The 22,921-nt window shown below is 41.9% G+C and carries 22 protein-coding genes; 10 read left to right on the plus strand and 12 right to left on the minus strand.

Annotated features, from left to right (window positions below; translation table 11 throughout):
* Window positions 1-504 precede the first annotated feature (504 nt).
* The 4 genes from ntdP to mutY all read right to left on the minus strand — a co-directional run bounded on the left by ntdP (window position 505) and on the right by mutY (window position 3,595).
* The gene (ntdP, locus tag I2484_RS11500) at window positions 505-1,050 is read right to left on the minus strand and encodes a nucleoside tri-diphosphate phosphatase (RefSeq protein WP_207151167.1); all 546 of its coding nucleotides are present in this window, start codon (window positions 1,048-1,050) and stop codon (window positions 505-507) included.
* Window positions 1,051-1,408: 358 nt separating this feature from the next.
* A complete protein-coding gene (locus tag I2484_RS11505; RefSeq protein ID WP_207151168.1) occupies window positions 1,409-1,720 on the minus strand; it encodes a gamma-type small acid-soluble spore protein in 312 nt (103 codons plus the stop codon).
* Between the two features lie 64 nt (window positions 1,721-1,784).
* Complete coding sequence (gene fabL / locus I2484_RS11510; protein WP_207151205.1) at window positions 1,785-2,531, minus strand: enoyl-[acyl-carrier-protein] reductase FabL; 747 nt, start codon at window positions 2,529-2,531, stop codon at window positions 1,785-1,787.
* A complete protein-coding gene (mutY, locus tag I2484_RS11515; RefSeq protein WP_207151206.1) occupies window positions 2,531-3,595 on the minus strand; it encodes an A/G-specific adenine glycosylase in 1,065 nt (354 codons plus the stop codon). The genes fabL and mutY overlap by 1 nt, the downstream gene beginning before the upstream one ends.
* Window positions 3,596-3,818: 223 nt before the next feature.
* Here mutY and I2484_RS11520 point away from each other — a divergent pair, with 223 nt between their 5' ends.
* Complete coding sequence (locus tag I2484_RS11520) at window positions 3,819-4,802, plus strand: metal-dependent hydrolase (protein ID WP_207151169.1); 984 nt, start codon at window positions 3,819-3,821, stop codon at window positions 4,800-4,802.
* A gap of 282 nt (window positions 4,803-5,084) precedes the next feature.
* Here the strand turns inward: I2484_RS11520 and I2484_RS11525 are convergent, their stop codons facing one another.
* Together I2484_RS11525 and recX are read right to left on the minus strand one after the other, a co-directional pair.
* The gene (locus tag I2484_RS11525) at window positions 5,085-5,417 is read right to left on the minus strand and encodes a YfhH family protein (protein WP_207151170.1); all 333 of its coding nucleotides are present in this window, start codon (window positions 5,415-5,417) and stop codon (window positions 5,085-5,087) included.
* Window positions 5,407-6,219 (minus strand): recombination regulator RecX, encoded by an 813-nt coding sequence (recX, locus tag I2484_RS11530; protein WP_207151171.1) that lies wholly within the window; start codon window positions 6,217-6,219, stop codon window positions 5,407-5,409. The genes I2484_RS11525 and recX overlap by 11 nt, the downstream gene beginning before the upstream one ends.
* 108 nt (window positions 6,220-6,327) lie before the next feature.
* Here recX and I2484_RS11535 point away from each other — a divergent pair, with 108 nt between their 5' ends.
* The gene (locus I2484_RS11535) at window positions 6,328-7,236 is read left to right on the plus strand and encodes a TIGR01777 family oxidoreductase (RefSeq protein ID WP_207151172.1); all 909 of its coding nucleotides are present in this window, start codon (window positions 6,328-6,330) and stop codon (window positions 7,234-7,236) included.
* A gap of 48 nt (window positions 7,237-7,284) precedes the next feature.
* Window positions 7,285-8,088, plus strand: a complete 804-nt coding sequence (locus tag I2484_RS11540) for a polysaccharide deacetylase family protein (RefSeq protein WP_207151173.1) — start codon at window positions 7,285-7,287, stop codon at window positions 8,086-8,088.
* A gap of 687 nt (window positions 8,089-8,775) precedes the next feature.
* Here I2484_RS11540 and I2484_RS11545 read toward each other — a convergent pair.
* Entirely contained in the window at window positions 8,776-9,954 is a 1,179-nt protein-coding gene (locus tag I2484_RS11545) for an MFS transporter (protein WP_207151174.1), read from the minus strand.
* Window positions 9,955-10,553: 599 nt separating this feature from the next.
* Here I2484_RS11545 and I2484_RS11550 point away from each other — a divergent pair.
* The 3 genes from I2484_RS11550 (at window position 10,554) to I2484_RS11560 (ending at window position 14,614) form a co-directional block, all read left to right on the plus strand.
* Window positions 10,554-10,730: an SE1561 family protein gene (locus tag I2484_RS11550; protein ID WP_207151175.1), complete on the plus strand. Its 177-nt coding sequence runs from the start codon at window positions 10,554-10,556 to the stop codon at window positions 10,728-10,730.
* A gap of 28 nt (window positions 10,731-10,758) precedes the next feature.
* Window positions 10,759-12,300 carry a fumarate hydratase gene (locus I2484_RS11555; protein ID WP_218627994.1) on the plus strand — a complete coding sequence of 514 codons (1,542 nt, stop codon included), beginning with the start codon at window positions 10,759-10,761 and terminating at the stop codon, window positions 12,298-12,300.
* Between the two features lie 409 nt (window positions 12,301-12,709).
* A complete protein-coding gene (locus I2484_RS11560) occupies window positions 12,710-14,614 on the plus strand; it encodes a heavy metal translocating P-type ATPase (protein WP_207151176.1) in 1,905 nt (634 codons plus the stop codon).
* A 41-nt stretch (window positions 14,615-14,655) separates the two neighbouring features.
* On the opposite strand, the gene I2484_RS11565 is transcribed toward I2484_RS11560, so the two are convergent.
* Together I2484_RS11565 and I2484_RS11570 are read right to left on the minus strand one after the other, a co-directional pair.
* Complete coding sequence (locus I2484_RS11565; RefSeq protein WP_218627995.1) at window positions 14,656-15,654, minus strand: YihY/virulence factor BrkB family protein; 999 nt, start codon at window positions 15,652-15,654, stop codon at window positions 14,656-14,658.
* A 52-nt stretch (window positions 15,655-15,706) separates the two neighbouring features.
* A complete protein-coding gene (locus tag I2484_RS11570) occupies window positions 15,707-16,060 on the minus strand; it encodes a YtxH domain-containing protein (RefSeq protein ID WP_207151177.1) in 354 nt (117 codons plus the stop codon).
* 228 nt (window positions 16,061-16,288) lie between these two features.
* Between I2484_RS11570 and I2484_RS11575 the strand changes: the two genes are divergently transcribed.
* Window positions 16,289-17,653, plus strand: coding sequence for an alanine/glycine:cation symporter family protein (locus I2484_RS11575; protein WP_207151178.1), 1,365 nt, complete (start codon window positions 16,289-16,291; stop codon window positions 17,651-17,653).
* A 75-nt stretch (window positions 17,654-17,728) separates the two neighbouring features.
* A complete protein-coding gene (locus I2484_RS11580) occupies window positions 17,729-17,950 on the plus strand; it encodes a DUF1128 domain-containing protein (RefSeq protein WP_207151179.1) in 222 nt (73 codons plus the stop codon).
* 392 nt (window positions 17,951-18,342) lie between these two features.
* Here the strand turns inward: I2484_RS11580 and motB are convergent, their stop codons facing one another.
* On the minus strand, window positions 18,343-19,101 hold the full coding sequence (gene motB, locus I2484_RS11585; protein WP_207151180.1) for a flagellar motor protein MotB: 759 nt from the start codon (window positions 19,099-19,101) through the stop codon (window positions 18,343-18,345).
* Complete coding sequence (motA, locus tag I2484_RS11590; RefSeq protein WP_207151181.1) at window positions 19,085-19,900, minus strand: flagellar motor stator protein MotA; 816 nt, start codon at window positions 19,898-19,900, stop codon at window positions 19,085-19,087. The genes motB and motA overlap by 17 nt, the downstream gene beginning before the upstream one ends.
* Before the next feature lie 234 nt (window positions 19,901-20,134).
* On the opposite strand from motA, the gene I2484_RS11595 reads away from it, so the two are divergent.
* Both I2484_RS11595 and I2484_RS11600 read left to right on the plus strand, forming a co-directional pair.
* Window positions 20,135-21,367 (plus strand): aminopeptidase, encoded by a 1,233-nt coding sequence (locus I2484_RS11595; protein WP_207151182.1) that lies wholly within the window; start codon window positions 20,135-20,137, stop codon window positions 21,365-21,367.
* A 330-nt stretch (window positions 21,368-21,697) separates the two neighbouring features.
* Window positions 21,698-22,273 carry a beta-class carbonic anhydrase gene (locus I2484_RS11600; RefSeq protein ID WP_207151183.1) on the plus strand — a complete coding sequence of 192 codons (576 nt, stop codon included), beginning with the start codon at window positions 21,698-21,700 and terminating at the stop codon, window positions 22,271-22,273.
* Window positions 22,274-22,373: 100 nt separating this feature from the next.
* Here I2484_RS11600 and I2484_RS11605 read toward each other — a convergent pair whose 3' ends face one another.
* Window positions 22,374-22,919: a GNAT family N-acetyltransferase gene (locus I2484_RS11605; RefSeq protein ID WP_207151184.1), complete on the minus strand. Its 546-nt coding sequence runs from the start codon at window positions 22,917-22,919 to the stop codon at window positions 22,374-22,376.
* Window positions 22,920-22,921: the final 2 nt, after the last annotated feature.

Genomic DNA, 22,921 nt, shown 5'->3' on the forward strand with positions numbered 1-22,921 from the left:
GGAGGGATGCAGTTCATCCCTCCCTGCTGGAAGGCTTGAAGATAAAGGCAGTCTTTGCCTTTTGGGCAAGACTGAAGCGTCTCGAGGGGCTGGCCAGCAAACTAAGTTGAAAAGTATATGCTTTCTTATCTCTCTATGGAAAGCGTAAGTCGCCGTTTAGCCCCGACAAGTAGGAGGGATGCAGTTCATCCCTCCCTGCTGAAAGGCTTGAAGATAAAGGCGATCTTTGCCTTTTCGGCAAGGCTGAAGCTACAGAGGAAGGCAGCTTAGGATCGCGACATCCTGTCGCAACAGCTGCATGACCCACGTCATGTGGGCCCAGGGGCTGGCGCCCGGAGTCTAGACACCGACCCGCGTAGAAATAGCCTGCCGCAATCTTTCGCGACAGGCATAAATGACAAAGGAAGGCAGCCTAAGGTCGCGACGTCCCGTCGTAACAAGGAGTGATGTAATTCAATCCCTCCCCACTGCACACCTAAATCCTTGCAAGCACGATCAGGCTTTTCACTTGCTTTTCTTGACCTGTTTGTAGAATTCATATCTGGATGTCCATACTTCAATGAAGTCGGGAGCAAACGGCCCCCTGCGCTGTTTGATCCAACCAAGCAAAGTATCCAAATTCTTCTTCAGTATCTGATCAATAACATTTGGATAACCCATCTGCTTCCTATGATCGTCATATTCATCCTCATCAAGAATCATATAACTCATATCCGGGAACACTTTCACATCAAGATCATAATCAATATATTTCAATGATTTGTTATCGTAAACGAAAGGTGAGCTCATGTTGATATAATAATAAACGCCATCTTCTCTTAACATGCAAATGATATTGAACCAGTGCTCAGCGTGAAAATAGCAAATCGAAGGCTCGCGTGTCAACCATGTACGTCCGTCCGACTCTGTTACAAGCGTCCTTTCATTCGCACCGATGACAATATTACGTGTTCCTTTCAACACTACAGTTTCCTGCCAAACCCGATGGATTTTACCATTATGTTTATAACTATGTACTTGTATCGTTTCTCCTTCTTTAGCAATCGTCATGATTAACCCACCTTTTGGTTGCCGGAAAATTTCGAAGCCATTATTATTTCATCATTATACCAAGAGAACGGTACTATTTGAAACCTTTCAACTTTTATTTCCATTCATGACGTCAATTGTAGGTAAAACAAAAGCGCAAGCGCCTGTTCAGAGGCGACAGGCATAAGACGGGCTGGCGAAGCGGCGTTCTTTGCCGCACAGCCGGACTGGCTTATGACCCGAGCCTTTAGGCGCTGGAATCTGGACGTGGAATATCGTCTTTTGTAGGGTATCCACAGGGCGAGAATTTTATAGTTTCAAAGAAATTAAAAAACCGGCAGAAGCATAAAGCCCCTGCCGGCCGGCGGAATCCATTTACTTATTTCGAACCGTTCTCGAACTGATTCGCGCGCTGTCCAGAAGCATTTCTTTTGTTTGCTTCGGATTGTTGGTTTTGCTTCCTAACTTGATTAACATCAGTTTCGGAACCAAACTCCTCAGTCATCGCATTTTGGTTTTGATTTTGGTTTTGCATTTTTTGCATTGATTGTTGGTTTTGTTTCCTAACCTGATTTACATCAGTTTCAGAAGCAAACTCCTCGTTCATTGCATTTTTGTTTTGTTGTTGTGATGCTTGGTTCTGTTTTCGTACTTGTTTCGCATCAGTTTGATTCGGGTTATTTTTGGTCAATGGATTTTTCACCTCCGTACAACTATCATGTACAAGAAGGCATTTTTTATTCAATTGGAATTTTTTACAGTAAAATCGAACGTCCACCGTCGACAATAATCGTCTGTCCGCGAATCATATCTGAATCAGCCGAGATTAGGAACATCGCTGCTTTCACCATGTCATCAATTTCAACCATACGACCCGCAGGTGTGTTAATACGCGCATCTTCTAGCAGTTCATCACGATTAGGGAAATGTTTCAGTGCTTCTGTATCAAGCGCGCCACCCGAAACGGTATTGACAGAAATCCCCAGTGGTGCAAGTTCAACAGCAAGATAGCGCGTAAGCGATTCAATCGCCGCTTTCGAAACGCCTACCGTCGTGTAGTTTTCGAGATACCGAATAGATCCAAGCGAGCTGACTCCGAGGATTTTTCCGCCTTTATCCATCAGTCTTGCTGCTTCTTGCGCGCCAAATAACATTGCTTTCGCATTGATATTCATCGTCCAATCCCAGTGTGTTTCTTCAAGCTCCATAATCGGACGCAAAACACCCGATGCTGCGTTTGAAACAAACACGTCTAAACGTCCAAATTCCTCTTTTACTTGTTCAAACATCGTACGAAGCTTTTTAACATCACCGACATTGGCACGAATCATAATTGCTCTTCTGCCAAGTGCCTCGATTTCTTTCACTGTTTCTTCCGCGGCAGACCGGCTTCGTGCATAATTCACAACGATATCATAACCTTGTTTCGCGAGTTCAATCGCAAGTGCTTTTCCTAATCCTCTAGAACTTCCCGTCACCATTGCTACTTTATTTTCAGCCATCATTTTAGTCCTCCTCGTTTAATCTCATCCCAAATTTTTAATACCGGCACTGGTTTCGGTAGCGCTTCCACTTCTTCCCGCGTGAAAAAACGGTAACCTTCAGGAATCGTATCTGTCTTATCAATCCTTGCCCCGAAGCTTTTCATCTCCCATGTCAAATGGGAAAATATATGTTTGAAAGATAGTATATCAACTATCCCCACGAGTTCCATACCGAAATGTTCATAGGCCATTTTTTGTGGTGTTTTATCATCCACTAGCTCAATCATTGGAAACTCCCACAAACTTGCAAGCAGACCTTTCGATGGACGTTGACGGAGTAGCCACTCACCTTTACTATTTTGAATTACAAAAGATGCAACCGGTATAATTTTCATTTTCGTTTTCTTCGTTTTCACAGGTAGATCCTCTTGCCTACCTTCTTGGAATGCTAAACAAAAGTCTCGAACCGGACAAAGAAGACATTTCGGTTTCGGGGTACAAATTGTAGCGCCAAGTTCCATCAGTCCTTGATTAAACGAGGAAGGATCTTCTCGGTCAATTAAATCCATGACTACCGTTTCAAAAATCTTTTTTGTACGCGGAATTGCGATATCTTCTTCTATAAGAAGTAATCTCGATATGACGCGCATAACATTGCCATCTACGGCATGCTCGGGAACTCCGTATGCAATACTAAGAACAGCACCCGCAGTATATGGGCCCACGCCTTTCAGTGTTGAAATATCCGTTCGATTGGAAGGTACTTCTCCGCCATAATTTGACACCACTTCCCTTACACCTGCTTGTAAGTTCCTGGCCCGAGAATAATAACCGAGACCTTCCCACATTTTCAATAAATCATTTTCTTCTGCCCCCGCAAGTGCCTCCATGGTCGGGAAACTTTCGATAAACCGTTCATAATAAGGTATAACGGTATCTACCCTCGTTTGTTGAAGCATCACTTCGGAAACCCAAATGTAATACGGATTCGACGTTCTCCGCCAAGGCAGGTCTCTTTTTTCACGAAGATACCAGGAAAGAAGCGCTTCGCGGAATTCGTCTTTCTTCACTATTATTTGCATCATTTCCTCCTTATCGCATATGCTTATCATTGAGCATAAATGGGTATTGATATGTATATGACATTTAACCAACATCCTGTTGGCCCAAAGCCTCCGGCGGATGTCACAGATTTTGAAGGGAGTGGAAAACTCAATTCAAAATCTGGACGCAATCACTCCGAGGCGTGATTGATAAAGTCGATCCAATGCTTAGCAAGACTGCTTAGGTAAAAGGAGTGATCATTTGGATACTGGAACACATATTGTTATGGGTGTCGCACTTGGTGGCCTCGCTCTGGCGGACCCTGTCGTTTTAGCTGATAGTTCGACAATGAGCGCCGTGGTTGCAAGTGTTATTGTCGGCTCACTTATCCCGGATATCGATACCGTATTAAAATTAAGAAATAACGCTGTCTACATACGGCATCACAGAGGGATTACACATTCGATTCCCGCGGTATTATTATGGCCGCTACTTATTACAATACTCATGTCATTTTTCGTCCCACAAGCCAGCTTCATACATGTATGGGCGTGGACCTTTTTAGCCGTTTTTCTACATGTCTTCGTCGATATATTCAATTCCTATGGCACACAGGCATTACGACCTTTTTCCAACAAGTGGGTTGCAATTGGCGTCATTAACACATTCGATCCGATTATTTTCATATTGCATGCCGTCGCGATAATTATTTGGGCAATGGGGGCAAATCCGGTCTATACGATTTTGACGACATACGTAATAATCTTCTTTTATTATTTATTGCGCTTTGCGATCAAATCAGCCGTTAAAAAAGCCGTCTTCAATACGGTCCCTGATGCGACGAAAATCATTATCGCACCAACAATGCGTTTCTTCCAATGGAGAATAGCTGCTTCTTCAAAGGAGTGCCATTATGTTGGACGTGCTTATGGCAGGTCCGTTAATATTTACGACCGCTTTGAACGGGAACCTATGCCGAAGACCCCTGAAATTGATGTGGCCATGAGTGATAAAAACATCAAAGCGTTCACATCATTTTCTCCCATTTACAGATGGTCTGTCACCAACATCGGCGACATCTGTGAAGTGCGCTTAGTCGATCTTCGTTACCGAAGCAAAGGCTATTACCCATTTGTTGCGGTTGCACATATTGACAAGGAACTTAACGTCATAAATTCATATACAGGATGGATTTTCTCTGAGGACAAGTTACAAAAGAAACTCAACTTTGCGCCCAACTCTTAATATGAAGGTAAGTAAATACAAGTTTTTCTACATGGATCGATGTCTAGACTCCAGTCATCAGCCTCTCGGCCCACACAAAGTGGGTCATGCGGGGAGGAATTGAACTTCATCCCTCCTTGTCGCGACAGGATACCGCTATCCTAAGTTGCCTTCCACTGGCGCTTCATTTCTTAAGTTAAAGGCCCTCTACGTACAGGACGTACTAGTCCCGACGTTGCCACAAGACGTGGCGAATATATCCCTCCAGCGCTTGTCGGGTCTACCAAGGCGCTTGCGCTTTTCTTATTTGCCTTCTTTTACGGACTTCAGCATGGCAATCGGTAACGCCTCATCTGCACGTTCGCCGCCTAGTCTGTAACCCCAAGCAAAACGGCCTTTTAAATAGTCGACTTGAAAAAACATACCTTCGTCTCCGTCAATTCGGTACATTTCACCAGGAACAATTGTACTTGGGTCAATTAGGTAGGATTGCGCCATAACCATTTTCCGTTGGTAGACTGCAAACTCATTAAGGATGCCCAATTGTTCGGCTTTGCGTGCTTTTTCACGCAGCCGGCCTATTTCTGTACGTAATTCATGTTCAGTCATTGCACTATATTTTTTTTCAATCTCCATCTTCTTCATTCTCCTTCTTATCAATGAAATGATCTATTCGCTCAAACGGAATTCCTTTTTGATACATCGCCTGTTTCACTTTATTTTTCAAGTCTCGTCCACTAAACTTTGAACTATAGCGACGCCAAGCTTTCTCTCCGATTGAATCGGCGATAGCTGTCCATTCATCTTCTTCGCGCTCAAAGTTAATATTTGCAAGCGCTTGTTTAATAAGATCAAATGAATACCCTTTTCGAAGCAATGCATTCTGGATTTTTTGTTTTAATTGAGATGGAGTCACGGAAGGATTTGCATTTGCTGCCTTCTCCGCGAGTTTCGTTGCGATTTTAAGCTGTTCATCTTCCGAATAGGTTTCAAGCACTTTGATCTGTAATTCCTTCCCTATCCCTTTTTTTTGCATCTCTTGCTGAATTGCTTTTGGGCCTTTAGTGGATGAATTTTTCCGTGTTTGAAGAAGTGCCTCTGAATAGGTTTCATCATTTAGAAATCCAAGGCTTTTCAACTTCACAAGTGCTTCTAATACAATTGCTTCCCCATATCCCAATTCCAAAAGTTTTTTCTTCACTTCAAATTCACTGCGCATTCTGAAACCAAGATAATGGAGTGCCCGGTTAAATGCTTTCCGGATTTCGTCTTCATAGACCATCTCGTCAATCGACCAGTCTTCAAGAGACATCCCTTTCGTTAGACCGAATTTAACAAGCACCGATTCGTGGACACTGTATGCATACTTTTCATCCAGGAATATATTGTATCGTTCGTGATCTTTTTTCTGTTGTGATATTTTAGTAATTATAGGCACTTTTAACACGCCTCCCCTGCTTACTATTTAGTATACATGTTCCGTCCTTGCGCTTCAGCTTAATTGGTTCCAATATAGGGTATAGAATCCTAATGGGGGTGTCGGAAAATGAAAATCGTCATTGCAGGTGGGTCTGGTTTCGCCGGACAGAAATTAACGGATACTTTATTGAATGAAGGACATGAAATCATCATTTTATCCAGAAAAGATAGTAAGGTAGATGGCAACATAAAATACGTGAAATGGCTTCAGGAAGGTACCTATCCAGAAAACGAAATTATTTCAGCCGATGCCTTTGTCAACCTTGCCGGTGTATCCATCAACGAGGGGCGTTGGACCGCGGAACATCGCAAACAAATTTATGCTAGCCGAATGGAAGCGACCGATGAATTACTGCGAATCATCTCCGCTTTGCAAACAAAACCGGCTGTACTTGTCAACGCTAGTGCAATTGGTATTTATCCCGCATCAGAAGACAATGTATATACAGAAGAATCACTGGACTATGCGGATGACTTTCTAGGTCAGACTGTAACGGATTGGGAAAAGAAAGCGGCATCAGTGGAATCTGAAGGTATACGGGTCGTGTTTATGAGATTTGGAGTCATACTCGGAAAAAATGGCGGAGCATTGCCGCTTATGGTATTGCCGTACAAATTATTTGCGGGCGGAACTGTCGGCTCAGGAAATCAGTGGGTATCTTGGGTGCATATAGAAGATGTTGCACGTGCAATCACATTTACAATTGGCAATAAAAGCATAGACGGACCTGTAAACGTCACGTCGCCCTTTCCAAAACGAATGAAATACTTCGGTAAAACAATCGGTTCAGTGTTACATAGACCACACTGGATACCAGTTCCTTCATTCGTAATGAAAATAGTGCTTGGTAAAAAAAGCGCGCTTGTTCTAGAAGGACAGCATGTCTTACCAGAAAAGTTACTAAACAGCGGCTTTACATTTCATTTTCCGACGCTAGAGTCTGCACTAAATGATTTGTATACTAAAGACGTATAGTTCGGCTTCATCTGCGCATCCTACCCTAAAAGGAAAGGTGCGTTTTTGATGATAAAAAAACATGGGCCAGGTATTTTATTGGCAACTTTTATCGTAATGGTAGGATTTGTTTTCAATCCATTTTCAGCTAAGGCGGATGAATTTCATTGGGGCTTCAAGAAAGCTGCAGGAGGGATCCAACCTAGTGCTGGCGCTGCACTTGATTCAATGCTCGACAAACATGGGGCCATTTATAAAGGTAAGCCAGACGAAAAGATTGTCTATTTGACGTTCGATAACGGTTATGAAAACGGCTATACAGCAAGTATTTTAGATACATTAAAAAAAGAAGACGCTCCCGCGACATTCTTTCTCACAGGGCATTACTTGAAAAGTGCTCTCCCCCTCGTCAAACGGATGATTGCGGAAGGTCATGGAATCGGCAACCATACGTATGGACACCCGAACTTGGCCAATCTATCCGAACAAAGAATGGAAGAAGAATGGACCAAATTCGACAAGCTATTGAATGAAGTAACCGGGATCAAACGGACATACTACACAAGGCCCCCCGAAGGCGTGTTCAATGACAAAGTACTCGCCAAAGGTAACGAACTGGGATACAGGCACATTTTTTGGTCAGTCGCATTCATTGACTGGTACGCCGATAAACCCAAAGGTCGTGACTTTGCATATGGTGAACTAATGAAGCAGCTTCATCCTGGCGCCGTCATTCTAATGCACACGGTTTCACCTGATAACGCACAAGCTTTACCATCCTTTATCCAAGATGCCAAGAAAGCGGGTTATACTTTCCAGACGCTTGACGACCTTGTTTTAGAATATGAAAACGTTAACTCCATATTAAGATGATCAGTCAAGAATGTTGATTAACCATTTATTTGAATAAAATACTGGTGAGAAGGGCTTAATGACCTTATTTTTTCGGCCCGCTATCGGCTAACTATTCATGACAGATTTACTGAGGGTCCTAGTGTGGCTAGAATGTTGAAGTGAAAAGTGCAGTTTATTTGGAAGAAAAGAATAGTTGACATTCTATAGAAAGTGTCAGTGCCCGAAGATGCAATTTCGGGCACCTTTGCACGTTATACAATGCGTTCCTTGCTCACTTTTAGTAAAGATTATGCATCTAATTCATGAGATGTCTTATAGAATGTGACAGTTCTTTAAAATAAAAAAGATAAAAACCATAGAGAAAGTATCAGCCGCCAAAATTGTATCTTGGGCGGCTTTTCTCCAGGTAAGAAGCATACAATTCTTTCGTCCCAAAAAGCTTCAGCACTTCGTGTACTTATGCTTTTAAAGCGCGACGGATGAAGGACCACCATACGAGTACTGGAAAAACTGTGTAGGGATGCGACAAAACCGCATCCCTACACATCCAGACATCCCGGTAATCGTATAGAAGTCATTCAATCCAAAGCCCAACTATACAAGTAGCGGACAGGGGGCGATCAAGTTAGTTACTGATTACTTTTGGTAAATAAACAGACATGATGATCAGAAATAGCAAAAGCGTCCATTATTGGATGCTTTTTCTTATGCTGCAATTGGGCGTTGTTTCAGCTTCCCAATAAAAGACACGAGGAATAACACAGCCAAAAACAGTGAAATAAGTAGCAGGAAACTGAATCCGGCGTCAAATTCAAGAAAAAGTCCACCCAGAAACGGCCCGGTCAAACTCCCTAAACTAAAGAAAATCCCGCATAACAGGTTCCCAGTCGGCAACAAATGCTTCGGTGTTAAATCGGACATGTACGAAATACCGAGTGAAAAAATAGAACCCGAAAAAAGTCCAGCAATGAAAAACATAGCTATAACAGCAGTCGTAGATGTTTCAACAGTACTTGCGATGAAAAACGAGATAGACCCACCTCCTAGTGCGACAAGAAAGACCGGGCTTCTTCCAATCTTGTCCGATAGCATCCCGAGAGGTAACTGCGAAATAATCCCCCCTACGGAAAATGTAGCTAGAATAATTGTTACAGATGTAAATTCAACGCCGTTTCTGAGCGCATACACTGGATACATCGCATTTAGTGTAGATTCTAGAAAACCGTATCCAAATGGTCCAAGAAAAGCGAGCCAAGCAACAGCCATCGTCCCATTGAACCGTGCGGAAAGTCTTTCATTACCAGACTTCCCTTTCATAATATCTGGAAAGTCGTTTTTCAGCATAAAGACCAACGACCACGCAAGCATGCACAGTATTCCGGAGACTATGAACGGTAAACCTTCAAACACAATGACGAGCGGAGCGAATAATGGACCTGCCGCAAATCCGACGCCGAATGACAAACCATAAATCGCAATATTGCGTCCTAACCTTTGTTGCGGCGAAAAACTTGTAATCCATGTTTGAGTTGAAAAATGAAGTGCATGATCTCCGATGCCAATAAATAACCTTAGCACGTACCAAAACACGACACTTTTCCATAGCGGGAACAGTAGCAGCGATATAAAAACAAGCATGCCGCCCACAATGATAATTGGCTTATAGCCAAAACGACGGAGCGGTGCCTCCATAAAAGGTGAAACGAGTAACGTTCCTATGTATAAACCCGTGGCATTCAAACCATTCATCGAACTCGAAATGCCATCCTTTTCGAAGATGGCCGAAATAAGCGGCAACAGCATGCCTTGTGAAAATCCAGAAATCGATACAATAATAACAAGTATCCAAAAACGGCGCTTCTCTAGTTGTGAAAAAGCATCCATGTTTCCAACACTCCTCCACTTGAAGATCCTTGTTTGATTTTAGCACAAGAAAACGACGAAAACGAAAAAAAACATAAAGGCCCAGTCCATATCTGTTTGTCAGATTACGGCTGAGCCTTTACGTATGAATTGAACCTTCACTTTCCATCTGCATAAGTCGTATTAGTCTCCTGGCACACTGCCAGCGGACACTTACGAATCCCCTCCTTCTAAAATTCTTCCTCTTCGTCTTTTACCTGTTCCCGCTACCTTTCTATATTTTTTAGCTTAACTCTCACTTTTACATTCCAGCTAGTACTGACGCTGTCTGCATTCGGTTTGAGACTTCACCTCCACAGGACTAAATTTGGGTATAACGATACCTACATAGTTGAGCTTTCTCCTTTATAATTAAAGTTCTCAACCTCCTTAGTTTTCGTTTTGTTTACCCTTACTGCCATCCTCCCTTTCGTTTGATTAAATGAATCATAGCATATAGTTTTTGTATTGTAAAGATTATGTTAAAAAGAATATTCAATTATTATAAAGGTTCTATTCCCCTTCATTGATAAAATACGTTTTTTCGTTTACGATTACACTAATGAAAAGAGGTGTACGGATTGGATAAAGGACAAAAAAACGGTCATGTTGAAGGATTAAAAACACGGCTTCATCAATTTCTAGAAACGCTTGATACAATTGAACCAGAAACTGCAGACCTTCAGGAAATCGATCAGCTAATCAGCTTGCTAGACGACCTTGAAGAACAGATGGAAAAAATCAAATCAGATAAGTAACAAGCAATAACTAAGGGGGAATTCGAGAATGTACATAGAACAACTTGAAAAAAGCATGTATGATCTCATTTGCGAAACGTCAACAAATCTTCCGAAAGATGTGCGCCGAAAAATCCTTGCAGCAAAGGAATTAGAAGATGCTGGTACACGTGCAGCAATGAGTCTTGATACGATTACAAAAAATATCAATATGGCCGACGAAAAAATGTCGCCAATCTGCCAGGATACCGGCATGCCGACGTTCAAAATCAAAACACCAGTCGGAGTGAACCAGATTGAGATTAAAGCCGCGATTAAGCGTGCGATTGTTCAAGCTACAAAAGACACTAAACTCCGCCCGAACTCCGTCGACTCACTGACAGGGGAAAATAGTGGAGATAACCTTGGTACAGGTGTTCCAGTCGTAAAATTCGAACAATGGGAACAAGATCATATCGAAGTGAAACTGATTCTAAAAGGCGGTGGCTGTGAGAATAAAAACATTCAATATAGCCTGCCAGCGGAACTGGATGGACTTGGCCGTGCGGGACGCGATCTTGATGGCATCCGTAAATGTATTTTACACTCTGTATATCAAGCCCAAGGGCAAGGGTGTTCTGCAGGTTTCATCGGCGTCGGAATCGGCGGAGACCGAGCTTCAGGCTATGAACTTGCGAAAGACCAACTTTTCCGCGAAGTTGATGATCTAAATCCGAATCCAAAACTTGCAGAACTTGAAGAATATACCTTGGAATCAGCAAACAAACTCGGCATCGGAACAATGGGCTTCGGGGGCGAAGTTACCCTTCTTGGCTGTAAAATTGGCGTCATGCACCGTATCCCTGCAAGCTTCTATGTTTCTGTAGCGTATAACTGCTGGGCATACCGCCGCATGGCTGTCGATATCGATGCTGGATCTGGTGAAATTACGAACTGGCATTACAATGATGGTGAAAAAATTGCTTTTGCACAAGATGATACTAATCAAAATGAGGCGAAACAAACCGCACGTACTGTCGAGCTCACTGCCCCGATTTCAGAAGAACAGATCCGTGATTTGAATGTCGGTGATGTTGTCAAAATCAGCGGAATGATGTATACAGGTCGTGATGCAATCCATAAATATTTATCAGAAAATGACTCACCTATCGACCTTGATGGACAAATCATTTATCATTGCGGCCCAGTTGTGATGAAAAATGAAGATGGCAGTTATGAAATCAAAGCTGCGGGACCCACAACATCAGCCCGTGAAGAACCGTATCAAGGCGACATCATGAAGAAATTCGGAGTTCGTGCTGTTATAGGTAAAGGCGGAATGGGTCCGAAAACGTTGGCCGCTTTAGAAGAACATGGCGGTGTCTACTTGAACGCAATCGGCGGCGCTGCACAGTATTATGCCGACTGTATTAAGGCAGTCGAAGGTGTTGACCTTCTTCAATTTGGTATTCCTGAAGCAATGTGGCATCTGCGAGTTAAAGACTTCACTGCAGTTGTTACGATGGACTCCCACGGCAACAGCTTGCATGCCGATGTCGACAAGTCTTCACTTGAAAAACTGTCTCAGTTTAAAGAGAAAGTATTTAGCTAATTGAGTAAGGCATCTTATGTCGGAGTAATTCCCGGTATAAGATGCCTTTTTTTATTAGAAGTGTATTAATAGTTCGCGAAGTGGGATGAGCTTGTGGGAATTCAACGACACTGTTGGCAAACTCGACCACCAATCCACAGAACTGAGCAACAACCTACCGAAACTTGACGACAGCAAAGAAACTCTGCGACAAACCTTGTTAACCACTCCCTCATCCCCTACCTTCAATACAAACTAGTATCTATTTCCTTTCCAGTTGGATATACTATAATCATAAACAATAATAACTATTAACTGATACTCGTTATCACCAACTAACATTAGTCGGTTCCCACCAACGGGAGCCGACTTTCATACATTAATGAGCTATTTGAAATTGACTATCATTATCAATTAGGAGGAAGAAACTATGAATACTCTCACTGAACATCGACCAAAAAAAAATATAGTTTGGCCAGTGTATCTTGAATTGATTGCTGCGATTCTATCAGGTGCACTAATTCTTACAGCTTGGATGGTTGGTAGGAACGGATTAGAAACCCTGTCTGTCCCCCTCTACATTACCGCCTTTTTAATAGGTGGATTTGCCAAAGCGAAGGAAGGCATTGAAGAGACGATCAACAACAAGGACCTGAACGTAGAGATGCTAATGGTTTTCGCGGCAATCGGTGCTGCATTAATTGGGTACTGGGCGGAAGGAGCAATCCTCATTTTCATCTTTGCAATCAGTGGTGCGCTTGAAACCTACACGTTGAATAAAAGCCATAAGGAAATTTCAGCACTTATGAAATTACAGCCTGAAGAGGCATGGCTGATTCAAGAAGATGGTACTGATATCAAAGTATCAACCGCTTCCCTAAATGTCGGATCCATCTTACTCGTCAAACCAGGTGAAAGAGTTCCGGTAGACGGAAATATCACTTTTGGCACTTCTTCCATCGATATGTCTGCCATAAATGGCGAATCAATTCCCGTCACAAAAGAAGTCGGTGATGAACTATTCGCGGGTACAGTCAATTTGAGCGGTGCTATCCAAATTAAAATGACAAAGCCTAGTTCTGAAACACTTTTCCAAAAAATCATTACACTTGTTCAAAGCGCACAAAGTGAGAAATCACCTTCACAGCAATTTATCGAACGATTTGAAGGTACTTATGTAAAAGTCGTTATCATTATGGTGCTAATCATGATGGTTGTGCCCCATTATTTAGTTGGATGGGATTGGACGACTACAATCTATCGTGCAATCGTGCTGCTTGTCGTTGCTTCCCCGTGTGCGCTAGTCGCATCTATTATGCCAGCGACACTTGCCGCGGCCTCTAACGGAGCAAGGAAAGGTGTTCTGTTCAAAGGTGGGATCCACCTAGAACATTTGGGTTCACTTAAAGCGATTGCTTTTGATAAAACCGGTACATTAACGAATGGTAAACCAGTTGTAACAGACTTCTATGTACGTGATGACGCAGATACAGATACAACACTAGCGATTCTTGCAAGTATTGAGTCTCAATCTAATCATCCACTTGCAGTTGCAATTACAAATTATGCGATTGATAAAGGGCTAACCCTAGAGCGCAATCTGCAGATTGAAGATGTGCCTGGTCATGGGATCAGGGCATTTGTAGATACACAAGAACTACTCGTAGGAAATCCACGTTTTGTCGGAAAAGAATTGGCAGAAGAGTTTCATCAAGGCGTCGCTTTATCCCTTGCAGATGATGGGAAAACAATTATCTTCATGAAAGACGATAAGGGCATTATTGCTTCCGCGGCACTAAGAGATACATTACGCCCTGAGGCTATCGAGGCAATAAGTCAATTAAAGCAAGCAGGGATTTTAACAATTATGTTAACAGGAGATAATCAGAAAACGGCTGCAGCTATCGCAAAAGAAGCTGGGCTCGATTCATTCGTTGCAGAATGTCTGCCTGAAATGAAAGTTAATCACTTGAAACGTCTCCTTATTGAGCATAAAAATGTAGGTATGGTCGGTGATGGGATCAACGATGCACCTGCACTTGCTACCGCAACATCAGGTATCGCAATGGGCGAAGGTACCGATGTTGCGCTCGAAACTGCAGATATCGTCCTCATGCAGAATGATTTAAGACGTATCTCCTATGCCATTAAGTTATCCCGAAAAATGCAACGGATTGTGAAGCAGAATGTCTTGTTCTCGATTTCGATCATCATGGTGCTAATTGTTTCAAACTTCCTGCAAGTCGTTGATCTGCCGCTTGGTGTTATAGGACACGAAGGTAGCACTATCCTCGTCATCTTAAACGGTCTCAGGATGCTTAACCGAATTGAATAAGCATTTACTATTTTTAAATAGAATAAAAGCAATGCATCCTATCACAGGACCGCATTGCTTTTTTCTTTAGCTTTTATCAACTGAGTTCTCTCTAACATGACAGCATTAAGTTGGCCACCAAGCATTAGTATAATCGCCGAGAAATATAACCACATCATTAACACGATAATTGCTCCAATACTTCCGTATGTACTGGAGTAGTTACCATAACTACCAACATAAAATGAGAATGCAAGAGATGCCAGAATCCAGCCAACTGTCGCAAATAGCGCTCCAGGTAATACACTTTTAAATTGAATCTTCAAATTAGGAACCAACCAATAGATAAGTGAAAATACAAACAAGATAAACACGGGCGGTACTAGCCAACGTAAACCAGCCCACAATATGAGGAAACCTTCCTCCAATCCCATGTAAGAGAATGCAAGAACCCCAATCTGTTGTCCGAATACCGGCAATATAAGTGCCACTAGTAAAACAGCGATTAGCATAATAGTAAAGACAACTGACATACCACGAGCCATGATGAAGGAACGTGATTCTTCGGTGAAATAAGATTGGTTCAAAGCTTTCGTCAATGCGTTCATACCTTTAGATGCTGACCAAACCGTTGCAAGTGCACCAATTGATAGTAAGCCACCATTGCGATTTTTCAAGATTTCGTTTAATGTGTTCTCGATTAGCATAGCAACGCTTTCTGGTGCATAGTCTCGAATCAATAAGAAAACCTCGGCTTGGTTAAAGTTTAAATAAGGTAGCAGTGTCATTATAAAGATTAATAGTGGAAACAAAGACAAGAGGAAAAAGAAGGCGAGCTGCGAGCCAAGGCCCGTTATGTCGACTTTCTTTATCCGAACAAGAAGTTCTTTCAAAAATCCGCTTGTTGTTGTAACGTCAAATTCCTCAAGCCCGCCTTCTTTAACATCAACTAAAAACTTCCTGGCAGCAGAGTCCTTCCCGAAATTATCAAGTTTCTCCCTATACTTCCTAGACTTCTCTTCTTGGATTGGCGTAGGTGTTGAACCTTCATCATTCTTCAAACCTTCGTCACCCCTTTCAATACTTTTCACTTTTTAAACCAACGCAATATTCCTAAGGCGTTTCATTAACAATTGACTTGTATTCATCTTTCGATTCAACAAATGCTTCCTTCGTATCCACGACTATACCTTTTACTTGCGGCGTAAGTGTTTTTAACTCTTCTACCTGAGCTTTAATATATGATATATCACCTGATAGTTGCACATAGACAGACCTATATTTGTCTTTTTTCTCCTCCAATTTCCATTTGAGAACATCCGGATTTTTCATATAAAATTTCATTCCCGTTATACAATTATTTGATTTCTTTACGATATGTTTTCGAGTACTCCGATCGAACATACTTACAACTGCACCCGTAAGTGCACCCACAATAATAAATGTACCAAATTTGCTATTACCCACTATAAGCCCTCCAATTCAAACTCTTTTGCATATACAATTATACCCTAGGAAGAAGAAAAACAAACAATCTAACTGAATTCTAAAAATAAAGCTTGACGAATGCTGCAAACTTTCGGAATATTAACAACAAGGATGACGAAATAAAGAGATTGAGAGGACGTGAGGTGGGAACGAAGAAAACTGGGGTGAGCGTTCTTAATGTAAAATAGCACAATTGGGGGTAATGGAATGGATGGAATAACAGCGTTTTTAGATAAACTCGGGGGTATTATTTGGGGTCCACCTTTACTAATTTTACTTGTTGGTACAGGAATTTATTTAACCTTTAGGCTCGGACTTATTCAGTTACGATTATTACCATATGCGTTAAAGTTAGTATTCACAAAAAATCAGGATAAGAATTCCGAAGGTGATATTACCCACTTCCAAGCCCTTATGACAGCGATGGCTGCAACCGTAGGCGTAGGGAATATTGTGGGTGTTGCTACCGCTATTTTCCTCGGCGGTCCAGGTGCCTTGTTCTGGATGTGGGTTTCAGCATTCTTCGGAATGGCTACAAAATACGGTGAAGCAATTCTTGCCGTTAAATACCGCGTTAAAGATGCTAATGGTCAAATGGCCGGCGGACCAATGTATTACCTTGAACATGGATTGAAAATGAAATGGCTTGGTGTATTATTTGCTATTTTCGGTGCTATAGCAGCATTTGGTATCGGTAATGGGACGCAAGCAAAAGCAGTGGCAGACGTCATGAATCAAACTTTTAGTGTGCCACATTGGGTCTCCGGTCTTATTCTTGTTGTATTGGCAGGAATGGTTATCTTGGGTGGTATTAAAACAATTGGTAAAGTTACATCATTCTTTGTTCCAATCATGGCAGTGTTTTATGTTCTTGCCGGAGTAATTGTACTAGTCTTGAACGTCGGGCTAATTCCCGAAGCTTTTGCTACAATTTTCAAGTATGCATTTAGTGGTGAAGCGGTTGCAGGTGGTGCAATTGGTACAGTTATCCGTTTCGGAGTTGCTCGTGGAGTATTCTCGAACGAAGCTGGTCTTGGATCCGCTCCAATTGCTGCAGCAGCTGCAAGAACAGATATGCCTGGACGTCAAGCACTAGTTTCAATGACACAAGTACTCTTTGATACATTAATTATCTGTTCCATTACGGGCGTTACAATCATAATGTCTGGCATTTGGAAAGATAATCCTGACAATCTTACAGGTGGTGCTTTAACATCTGCCGCTTTCGGACAATTTCTAGGTAGCGCCGGTCCGATCGTCGTTTCAATTGGACTATTATTCTTTGCAACATCAACAATCTTTGGTTGGGCATATTATGGAGAGAAGTGTTTCCAATACTTGTTCCCAAATCCAAAAATCCTTATTTATTACCGTCTTGTATTTATTGCCGTGATTTTCGTTGGGGCAACTGCTACGCTTGACGTAGTTTGGTTATTTGCTGACGTAATGAATGGACTAATGGCAATACCAAACTTAATCGGCCTTCTTGGATTATCTGGCGTAATCATTTTCGAAACAAAACGTGTTCAAGCCAAAATCAAAGAAGAAAAAGAAGCCGCAAAACGAGGATAATCTCCAATTCGATTTGACAGTCCTGGAGAATAATGAAATGATAGGTCCAAAGCTTTTCGAAAGGTGGACAATACTATGGATTTATCTAACCCTACACCAGAAAACGTTTCTTATATGATTGACAAAATTACAGAAAAACTTCGTATGGTAAACTCAGCGGCTATGAATTCGGACAATTTTAGCACATCTAAATACGATGACTTGCACTATATGTACAAAATGGTCATGAAACGTACTACTATTACACCAAATGAAATGCAGGCAATTGCTGCTGAACTTGGTACACTAAGAAGTTAATCAATCAAAAAAAGATTCGCCGGTATGATTTTACCGGCGAATCTTTTTTATATGGATATATTTCCACGTCTGTTAATTAACCAGTAAATAAACACTAGGTGCACCTTGTATGGTTACTCTTGGATTACTTTGGACTTAACGACTTCTACATCATTACCGTGATGTTTTGATGTATAGGAAGCTACAGGCACCTACTCACAACAGGATTACTATAGAAAGTATGGCTAGAAGTGACGGTGTCACTTCTAGCCATACTAGGGCCCCTCAGTAATTCTGTCATGAATAGTTAGCCGCAAGTGGGCCGAAAATAGTCCAGTGAAAATGAAGATCATCAAGCCCTTCTCACCAGGATTTTATGCGAATAAATGGTTAATCAACAGACGTGATATATTTCATTCAAATGCAGTTCCATCCTTCAGAACAAGTGGCTGGATAAGCACTTCAACCCGACGATTTTTACTTCGTCCCACAGCTGTTTCATTTGATTCGATTGGCTGAAACTCTCCGTACCCTTTAGCACTGAATAAAAGTGGGTTGATTTCTTCATTTCTCACAATACTTTTCAGGAAGTTCACGGCTCTCATTACACTGAGTTCCCAATTCGATTGGAATTGAGCATTCCCGATTGGAACATTATCCGTATGACCCGTAACGACGATTTGACGTGGTGGGTCAAACACAAGAAGCTCCGCAATATCATCCGCAATCCCTATATATTCAGGCTTAATATCTGCCATCCCTGGACTGAAGAGGATACTATCCCTAATCGTAACCATCAGTCCTTCATCCGTCATTTTGGTTTCGAACTGATTCTCTAGTTCATTCACCGCAATATACTCATCTACTCTATCCTGGATTTCAGCAAGTGACTTCTGATCTTCAATATAGGATGTATTTTCGTCCTTTGAACCAACAGAATCCTTCGGTATCGGCACAGCTGTAGGCGCCGCATTATCCATCACACCTTGTCCACTATCAAATATTTCACCGAATACTGCTGACATTTGTTGAAGTTTGACTTCATCTACTGAGCTTGAGGCAAATAGCACGATGAATAACGCGAGAAGAAGAGTCATAAGGTCAGAGTATGGCAATAGCCATGACTCATCTATATGGTTCTCGGCCTTTTTTCTCTTACGCCTCTTCGACAAACTCCTCAGCCCCTTTACCGCTATTGTTTGTGGCAGCTAACTTTCGGCGTTCTTCCGCAGACAGATATGAGGACAGCTTTTGTTCAATAACGCGCGGTGCTTCCCCTTCAAGAACGGAGAGGACCCCTTCAATCATCATCTTCTTTTGTCTTACCTCTTCGTGCGATTTACGTTTTAATTTATTCGCAAATGGATGCCAAAGCACATATCCAGTAAAAATACCTAGCAATGTCGCAATAAAGGCTGCTGAAATCGCATGACCCAGGGCATCAATATCATTCAAATTACCAAGTGCCGCAATTAGACCAACTACCGCCCCAAGAACACCTAGCGTCGGTGCATACGTCCCCGCCTGTGAAAATATTTGTGCTCCAGCGGAATGCCGATCTTCCATAGCTTCCACTTCTTCACTTAACACATCACGGATATAATCTGCATTTTGTCCATCAATTGCGAGGCCCAATCCATTTTTCAAAAACGGATCATTAATTTCATCAGTTTTTGCTTCAAGCGATAATAATCCTTCACGTCGCGCAATATCTGCCCAACTTGAAAACATACGGATGATATCAGAATCGGAGGCAAGTTTCTGTTCTTTAAAAAGCACGCCAAATAATTTAGGGACACGTTTTAACTCATTCATTGGAAATGCAATGATAACAGCTGCAAGCGTTCCTACAAGTATTATTAGTATAGCTGCCATATTAAATAGGCTATCTACTGGGACACCTTTCATCGTCATACCAACAAGAAGTGCAACAAACCCTAATACTAGTCCAATTACTGTCGATAAATCCATAAGTTGACCCTCCAAGTATTCTATTCTTCTTCTTATTTCGGCATCTTTAGCCTATTCTTTAGGCGCACAGGAGTAATAAATATCTGCGACCTTTCACACTGTCACAATTTGCCCACCATTAACGGGTAGTAAGGCCCCCACTGATTAAAGATTAACTTCATCAACAAATTTGACGTTGCAGGGCGAGCCTGTAAATTGGTACTATTATAGAAGATAGAGGAAGGAGTAATTATTATGTCTACTTTCGAAAAACAATTATCCCGCTATGCTGAACTAGCAGTAAAAGTAGGAGTCAATATTCAACCTAATCAATACCTTTATATCAGTGCTTCAACAGATACAACTGAATTCGTGCGTCTTGTAACTGAAAAAGCTTATGAAGCGGGTGCACGTCAAGTCTTTGTTGATTGGGCCGATGACATGATTTCCCGACTGCGTTATGAAAAAGCACCTGCTGATTCTTTTGCTGAATTCCCAGAGTGGAAGGTAATGGAACGCGAACAACTCGCGGAAAAAGGTGCTGCATTTATGAGCATCATATCCCAAAGCCCCGACTTATTAAAAGGAATTGACCCGTCACGCATTGCTGACACACAAAAAGCCTCTGGACAAGCACTCGACAAATATCGGCAGTATGTACAGTCTGATAAAATTAGCTGGACTGTAATCGCCACTCCTTCAAAAGCATGGGCAGCAAAAGTGTTCCCAGAGCTCTCAGAAGAAGAACAAATTCCAGCACTTTGGACTGCTATTTTCAAAGCAGTACGCACTGACCAGCAAGACCCAATCCAAGAATGGATCAATCATAACAAGCATCTGCACGCCAAAGTCGATTACCTAAATGGAAAAAGGTACCGCAAACTTCATTACAAAGCGCCAGGTACTGACCTAATTGTTGAATTGCCTGAAGGTCACTTGTGGTGCGGAGCTGGCAGCGTCAATGAGAAGGGCCATACTTTCATGGCTAATATGCCAACAGAAGAAGTATTCACTGTTCCTCTAAAAACGGGCGTCAACGGCTATATCTCTAGCACAAAACCATTAAGCTATGGCGGCAATATCATTGATAACTTCAAATTAACATTTAAAGATGGACGCGTAACTGAGGTTTCAGCCGAACAAGGCGAAGAAGTCTTGCAACGTCTAATTGATACAGATGAAGGCGCAAAACATCTTGGTGAAGTCGCACTTGTTCCACATGCTTCACCGATTTCACAATCGGGGCTTCTCTTCTACAATACATTGTTCGATGAGAATGCATCGAATCACTTTGCGCTCGGCAGTGCCTATTCATTTTGTATCGAGGGTGGAAAAACGATGGCACGTGAAGAGCTCGTTAAACGTGGTTTAAACCAAAGTATCACTCACGTCGACTTCATGGTCGGATCAGAAGTTATGGATATTGATGGAATCCAAGATGACGGCTCTTCAGAACCAGTATTCCGCGGGGGTAATTGGGCTTTCTAATAATCGTCACAATTAGGTAAAACATTTCATGAAACCCTTAAATAATTTGGGTTTTTACTGTATACTAATGATAGTACCTAAACTAACAACTTTGAGAGGGGTCATATATATGGGCTTGATGTTCGCTACAGTTATCGGTTTTATGGTTTGCCTCGGTTTAACAGCTGTGTTCATAATGCACTATCTTTCTTCGGCTATGATTTCTGCCGATTCTTCTAGAATTGATCCAAAACCAGACACGAGTTTCTAAGAGTTGCCTAAAGGCAGCTCTTTTCTTTTTACATATTTTCACGTATGATAATTAAAAAACCTACAGAATGGGAGTATACAATGACAATTCTTTCAGAAATACTTGATTATAATGATACATTTGTAACTGAAAAACAATATGAACAATACGCAACAACAAAGTTTCCGGATAAGCGAATTGTAATATTGACATGTATGGATACAAGACTGACTGAATTGTTGCCTAAAGCGATGAACTTAAAAAACGGCGATGCTAAAATCATTAAAAGCGCTGGCGCAGTCGTCACACATCCATTTGGCGGTATAATGAGAAGCCTAATTGTAGCTGTTTATGAGTTACATGCAGATGAAGTTTATATTGTTGGACATCACGATTGTGGCATGAGTGCAGTCGATACTGGTCGCATTATTAAAAAGATGTCTGACCGTGGGATTGATGAAACTATTTTTAAGACGCTAAAATACTCTGGGGTCGACATGGAAGATTGGCTGCACGGATTTGGCGAAGTAACTGAAAGCGTTAAGATGAGTGTTGATGCAGTTCGGAATCATCCACTTATGGATACCAAAGTATCCGTCCACGGGCTCGTAGTCCATCCTGACACTGGAAAGCTTGATATTATCGTAGATGGATATAAATATAACTCTCGGGTGTGATTTCGATTCATTTCCCGGGAAATAAACAAAAGCCGATTCCATTTTACAGGAATCGGCTTTTTATATTAGCTATTAATCTCCGCATAGCGGTCTTACCCTTTCAAAAATCATCCTCCACTACAGCATAGATGTAATGGTCTTCCCAGACTCCATTAATGTAAAGGAGTTTGCGCAACAGTCCTTCTTGGAAGTACCCGGACTTCTCCAACACTTTTAACGAACCGCTATTGCGAGGTGAAACATATGCCTCTACCCGATGTAAAGCGACTTTGTCGAAAGAAAACTTAGTAACAAGACGGACAGCTTCCGTGCCGATTCCCCTACCCGTTTCACGCTCATCGATCGAATAGCCGACGAAGCCGCTAGAAAATGGAAGTCTTTTAATACTGTAAAGCGAGATATGACCAATTAGCCTGTTTGTACCCATTTCGAAGATGCCGAAGTTGTACTCCCTCCGGTCCCTCATCTGATAAATCGACTCTCTGATTTTCTCTCTTTGGACAGCCACAGTAAAATAACTGCTTTCGTGCCGCGGTTCGAAAATAGACCAGTATTCTTTATTAGCGCTTATCAATTCCGTGAAGATAAAAGCGTCTTCCTCTGTCAATATTCGTAAATAACAAGTTTGCCCTTCAAGCAAAATCAATT

The organism is Sporosarcina sp. E16_8 (assembly GCF_017347095.1).
Lineage (GTDB): Bacteria > Bacillota > Bacilli > Bacillales_A > Planococcaceae > Sporosarcina.

Bases quoted from the DNA above. Each gene is read 5' to 3' on its own strand.
- ntdP (WP_207151167.1), bottom strand. From the start codon at position 1,050: ATGACGATTGCTAAAGAAGGAGAAACGATACAAGTACATAGTTATAAA.
- fabL (WP_207151205.1), bottom strand. From the start codon at position 2,531: ATGGCTGAAAATAAAGTAGCAATGGTGACGGGAAGTTCTAGAGGATTA.
- mutY (WP_207151206.1), bottom strand. From the start codon at position 3,595: ATGCAAATAATAGTGAAGAAAGACGAATTCCGCGAAGCGCTTCTTTCC.
- I2484_RS11525 (WP_207151170.1), bottom strand. From the start codon at position 5,417: ATGGAGATTGAAAAAAAATATAGTGCAATGACTGAACATGAATTACGT.
- I2484_RS11535 (WP_207151172.1), top strand. From the start codon at position 6,328: ATGAAAATCGTCATTGCAGGTGGGTCTGGTTTCGCCGGACAGAAATTA.
- I2484_RS11540 (WP_207151173.1), top strand. From the start codon at position 7,285: ATGATAAAAAAACATGGGCCAGGTATTTTATTGGCAACTTTTATCGTA.
- I2484_RS11545 (WP_207151174.1), bottom strand. From the start codon at position 9,954: ATGGATGCTTTTTCACAACTAGAGAAGCGCCGTTTTTGGATACTTGTT.
- I2484_RS11555 (WP_218627994.1), top strand. From the start codon at position 10,759: ATGTACATAGAACAACTTGAAAAAAGCATGTATGATCTCATTTGCGAA.
- I2484_RS11560 (WP_207151176.1), top strand. From the start codon at position 12,710: ATGAATACTCTCACTGAACATCGACCAAAAAAAAATATAGTTTGGCCA.
- I2484_RS11575 (WP_207151178.1), top strand. From the start codon at position 16,289: ATGGATGGAATAACAGCGTTTTTAGATAAACTCGGGGGTATTATTTGG.
- I2484_RS11580 (WP_207151179.1), top strand. From the start codon at position 17,729: ATGGATTTATCTAACCCTACACCAGAAAACGTTTCTTATATGATTGAC.
- motA (WP_207151181.1), bottom strand. From the start codon at position 19,900: ATGGATTTATCGACAGTAATTGGACTAGTATTAGGGTTTGTTGCACTT.
- I2484_RS11595 (WP_207151182.1), top strand. From the start codon at position 20,135: ATGTCTACTTTCGAAAAACAATTATCCCGCTATGCTGAACTAGCAGTA.
- I2484_RS11600 (WP_207151183.1), top strand. From the start codon at position 21,698: ATGACAATTCTTTCAGAAATACTTGATTATAATGATACATTTGTAACT.